Origin of the sequence: Mesorhizobium zhangyense (assembly GCF_011045115.1) — a bacterium.
Taxonomy (GTDB): Bacteria; Pseudomonadota; Alphaproteobacteria; order Rhizobiales; family Rhizobiaceae; genus Mesorhizobium_M; species Mesorhizobium_M zhangyense.
In genome coordinates this window covers 1-4,466 of sequence record NZ_JAAKZG010000040.1, presented here as the reverse complement: position 1 = coordinate 4,466, position 4,466 = coordinate 1, and the positions used below count along the sequence as shown (strand labels likewise).

Here is a 4,466-nt window from a genome sequence, read left to right as displayed (position 1 = left end):
ATAAGAATAGCCCCGGCCGAATAGAGCCCTAGCATCAAGGCAAGCAGGGCAAGGGCGAGGATGACCGGGGAGACAGCCAACAGTTCGGCACCGTAAAGGATGCGCGAGAGAACGGGTAAGCCGGGCATCCGCATCGCGCCCTCACACGGCAGTTGCCACATGGCCCGCAACAGAAACAGGACTGTGCGAAGCTTCTGTCGTGGCAAGACGGCGCCAGTTACGCGATGCATAGCGATGCGCTTGCCTGAGGGCCACCCATAACCCGAGCTGCTTCAATAGGCGGAACGGGCCCCGGGCCCGAAAGATGGTGCGGCGTGATACGCGCGTTCCACCATTATGGAGCGGCTTTAGCGCGAATTCGTCTTCCAGAAAGCCGACCCAATCGCGGCACCATACCGTCGATCCGATCATGCGATAGACCAACCTGCTGTTCTCTTCGAGGACGAGAATACGCTGGTCGATCGTCCCCCGATCGGTTGTGCATTGACGCGTGCGACCAACTACCGGACTGCCTTCCAGCACGCAGCAGCTTACGGGCTTCGGAATGCCGAGACGGAAGAGGAAGGGGCGCGTATCGTCCATCCGGGCACGCAGGAAATGGGGCCACACATGCTCGGGCTGGCAGTCGAACGTCCATTGGGAGCGGATTTCCATGGCAATCACCTCATCGTTCTTCATTTAGGTAATCGACTTATCGATAGCTCGTCAACGCTTAATTGATTGCCTAATTGATTTTGTGTATGATGCGCTTATGTCAATGCAACTGATCTTCGAGGCGCTAGCCTCCCCCGTTCGCCGCAAGATCCTGGCCTATGTCGCGCATCATGAGTTGAATGCCGGCGAGATTGCCTCGCGCTTCGATATGTCGAAGCCTTCGATCTCGCAACATCTGCAACTGCTCGAGCATGCGGGACTCGTGACGAGCGAGAAGCGAGGGAAATTCGTCTACTACCGCCAGGTACCCGACACGCTGGCATCCACACTTACCGGTTTCGTGCAGGAAATCTGTCCGATCGGAGGTCCAATCCGGCGCGAGAGCGCGCAATTGGCGAGAGCCGCGGTTGAGGGCAGTGCGCGGGAGCCTGTCGATAAATGATAGAGCGTGGCGGCGAGAGCGCTGACAGTTCGTGTGTTCGTGTGACCTTGGCTATTAGGCCGACAAGCATAGGCGGAGGAGCAGTGTTATCGCAAAATTGGTTGAATTGACTGTCTGAGATACGACGTCGAATGCTTGACACTTCTGCCTCTCCCCGGCGCCCTTGATAGTGCACGAGCGTTACTGCCAGACAGAGGCCGTGCGAAAACGCTATTCGGATCGGTTCAGGGAGAGGGCGAAATGACAGTGCGCCGGGAGACCGGCAAGGAGTAGATGGTGCAAGTCCGTCACGATGAAGGAGTAGCAACCCACATCGGCCCCGAGCCATGCGCAGGCGCTCGCGAGGGCGTCGGCGAAGCGTTGGCAGGGGAGCATGTAGGCCAGCCATTGAGCCGCGAAATCGCCTCATCTTGGATGCCGACGCCGTTGTCATGGCGGAAGGCAACATGGGAAGGTGCGCTACTGCGAGCACCCGACCAATCCGGCGCGGTCGTAGACCCTGGCATGCATGGAAGCTCTTTGCGCGGGAACCGGGAGATCTCCGGGTCGACCCCGACCTCCTCTATAGAGGGCGTGGTCCGCAGCGGGAAGGCGAGGAGCCGTAGCCGCTGATGAACGACACGGAGAAGTCTGACTCTGGCATAGTAGCTGAGAAATCGACGAACAAAGCTGGGCAACCAGCAGCGGAGTCGGTGGAGCCAAGGCTGGAGACCAAGGGAAACGCGGAACAGCAACACACGCACCGGACACAGAGCCGGGCTCGCATGACCCAGTCGCTGGACCGCGTACGAAAAGCCGCAAGGCTGAGGAAGAAGGAACCGTTCACCGCACTCTTCCACCACATCAACGTCGTTACACTCCGTACAGCGTACTACGCGCTCAAGCGTAAGGCCGCCCCCGGAGTGGACGGCGTGACGTGGCAAGACTACGAGGCAGACCTTGAGCCCCGGCTTGAGGACCTGCACAGACGGGTCCACAGGGAGCGTACCATCCGCAACCGTCCCGCAGGACGTACATACCGAAGGCGGACGGGAGACAGCGGCCGTTGGCGATTGCCTCTCTGGAAGACAAAATCGTCCAGGGAGCCACGGTCATGGTGCTGAACGTCATCTACGAAGGTGACTTCTGTGGTTTCTCCTACGGGTTTCGACCCGGAAGGGGACCGCACGATGCGATGGATGCACTGTGCACGGCAATCGGCAAACGGCAAACGGCAAACGGCAAACGGAAGGTGAACTGGATAATCGACGCCGACATCCAAAACTTCTTCGGGGCAGTCAGCCAATCTTGGCTGGTTCGCTTCCTGGAGCACAGGATTGGCGACAAGCGCATCACTCGCCTGATCCAGAAATGGCTAAAGGCGGGCATTCTCGAAGACGGGGTCGTGACCGTCGATGACAAGGGGACGGGACAGGGCTCGGTGATCTCACCGCTGCTCGGAAACGTCTACCTGCATTACGTGCTCGACCTATGGGCCGATCGCTGGCGACAGCGCGGAGCCACCGGCGACATGATCATCGTGCGCTACGCAGACGATACAGTGTTAGGCTTCGAGCAAGAGGACGACGCTCGCCGTTTCCTCATTGCGATGCGCGCGAGGTTGGAGGAGTTCGAACTGTCGCTCCATCCGGACCAGACCCAGCTGATTGAATTCGGTCGCTTTGCGGCGACCCGACGCAAGCGGCGCGGGCTCGGCAAACCGGAAACCTTTGCCTTCATGGGATTTACGTTCATCTGCGGAAAGTCACGCCAAGGGCTCTTCCAGTTACAACGGAAGACCCGCAGCGACCGCATGCGCGTGAAACTTCAGGAGATCAAAGAGGAGCTACGCCGTCGCAGGCACCAACCTATCCCAGAACAGGGGCGGTGGCTGCGTCAAGTGGTCGAGGGGCATATCAGATATTTTGCGGTGCCTACCAACCGTCGTGCAATCGGGCAATTCCGGCTTCATGTGATCGACCTCTGGCGACGGGCGCTCAAACGCCGGAGCCAGAAAGATAAGACCACATGGACGCGAATTACCCGCATCTCTGACGGCTGGATTCCTAAGCCACGCATCTTCACCCTTGGCCGGACGCGCGCTTCGCCGTCACTCACCCAAGGTAGGAGCCGTATGCGGGAATTCCGCACGTACGGATCTGTGCGGGGGGCGCTCAGCAATGAGCGTCCCTACCGCGAACCCGAAGGCTATTTTCGCCGTCCCAATTGAACCCTCGTAGATTTCATGCCCGCAAAGCCTTGATTTGCAAGGGCCTATTGTTGTCCCTAACAGCCTTGAGTTCAACCAATACGCTTACAGATGCCCCATCGAGGTTTCAGAGAAACATACCAGTGCCCGTGAGCGTCACATCTTCACGGACCGCCTTCCAATTATTGCCCTTGTCGTTACTCCACAGTTCAAATGCCCAGCCTGTGTCTAGGTTGATCCGGACCGTCATTTCGGTATCTGTGTAATTCACGTCTGCGATCCATTCCCGCCCTTTATGCTCCATGACGAAGCGGCCACGTGGGTCGTCTAGGAGTGAAGGATCGTGAGGGAAACCACTAAAAACGCACTCATTCTCCCCTGCGGGTGGCCACTCTCCGTCATGCCGAGCAAATCCGAGAAAGCCCAGATCCTCTTCATCCTCGGTCCAGATTACAAAACTTGTCACTTTAGCGCCTTCCAATATCAGATTTCCCAAATGCCCGTCGTGCTGACTATAGGATATCAACGCTTCGGGTGTCATTTCGCCCCGTACCGGAACCGACCCGATATATGTAACGTAGCGGGACTTTGGGATTTTCGCGACAAGGAGTAGTTCCGTGAGTAGATTCATCAGCCCGGTCAGCGATGGTTGGGAGGCAGGAGAATCCGTAGCTTTGGCGATCTCTAGTTGGGAAAAATCGGCGGGCTACACGTTGCCGGCTGACTATCGCGCCTTCATGGTCAGCTATAATGGCGGTCGTCCATATCCCAATATGTTCCGACATACCGCGCTGGCCCCCGAGGAAGGGAACGCGAATCCAACTGAACATTTTGTCGACCCTTTCTATTCTTGGGACCGGGCTGTGGACTGGAGCCATGAACTAGGAAACCGATTGCCCACTGGGTGCCTTACAATCGGGGCTGATCCCGGCCTACTCGAAATCGTTCTTTCGTTACGCATCGAAGACTTTGGGGCGGTCTATAGCTGGGTGCGTAATTGGGCGAGCTGGGGAAGCGCCGAAAACAACTATCTGTGCCCTCAGGCATTGTCATTCGGCGCGTTCATCGCTGCGCTTTTCGATGACGATGAGCAAAATGGCTATGACTATTGGCACACGCCACGCCGAGAGCGTTTAAAACGTGCGCTCAATATCTAGCTTGGAAAGCTGTCGCACAATTCCT

At 57.7% G+C, this 4,466-nt stretch carries 5 protein-coding genes; 3 read left to right on the top strand and 2 right to left on the bottom strand.

Going from position 1 to position 4,466, the window contains the following annotated elements; translation table 11 throughout:
* Nucleotides 1–141: 141 nt before the first annotated feature.
* Nucleotides 142–678 carry an SRPBCC family protein gene (locus G6N74_RS30265; RefSeq protein WP_205826938.1) on the bottom strand — a complete coding sequence of 179 codons (537 nt, stop codon included), beginning with the start codon at nucleotides 676–678 and terminating at the stop codon, nucleotides 142–144.
* Between the two features lie 79 nt (nucleotides 679–757).
* On the opposite strand from G6N74_RS30265, the gene G6N74_RS30260 reads away from it, so the two are divergent.
* Nucleotides 758–1,096, top strand: a complete 339-nt coding sequence (locus G6N74_RS30260; RefSeq protein WP_165121700.1) for a metalloregulator ArsR/SmtB family transcription factor — start codon at nucleotides 758–760, stop codon at nucleotides 1,094–1,096.
* Nucleotides 1,097–2,141: 1,045 nt separating this feature from the next.
* Nucleotides 2,142–3,305: a reverse transcriptase domain-containing protein gene (locus tag G6N74_RS30255; protein WP_376767772.1), complete on the top strand. Its 1,164-nt coding sequence runs from the start codon at nucleotides 2,142–2,144 to the stop codon at nucleotides 3,303–3,305.
* 106 nt (nucleotides 3,306–3,411) lie between these two features.
* Here G6N74_RS30255 and G6N74_RS30250 read toward each other — a convergent pair whose 3' ends face one another.
* Nucleotides 3,412–3,825: a hypothetical protein gene (locus G6N74_RS30250; protein ID WP_165121699.1), complete on the bottom strand. Its 414-nt coding sequence runs from the start codon at nucleotides 3,823–3,825 to the stop codon at nucleotides 3,412–3,414.
* A gap of 76 nt (nucleotides 3,826–3,901) precedes the next feature.
* Here G6N74_RS30250 and G6N74_RS30245 point away from each other — a divergent pair, with 76 nt between their 5' ends.
* Nucleotides 3,902–4,441 (top strand): SMI1/KNR4 family protein, encoded by a 540-nt coding sequence (locus G6N74_RS30245; RefSeq protein ID WP_165121698.1) that lies wholly within the window; start codon nucleotides 3,902–3,904, stop codon nucleotides 4,439–4,441.
* Nucleotides 4,442–4,466 lie beyond the last annotated feature (25 nt).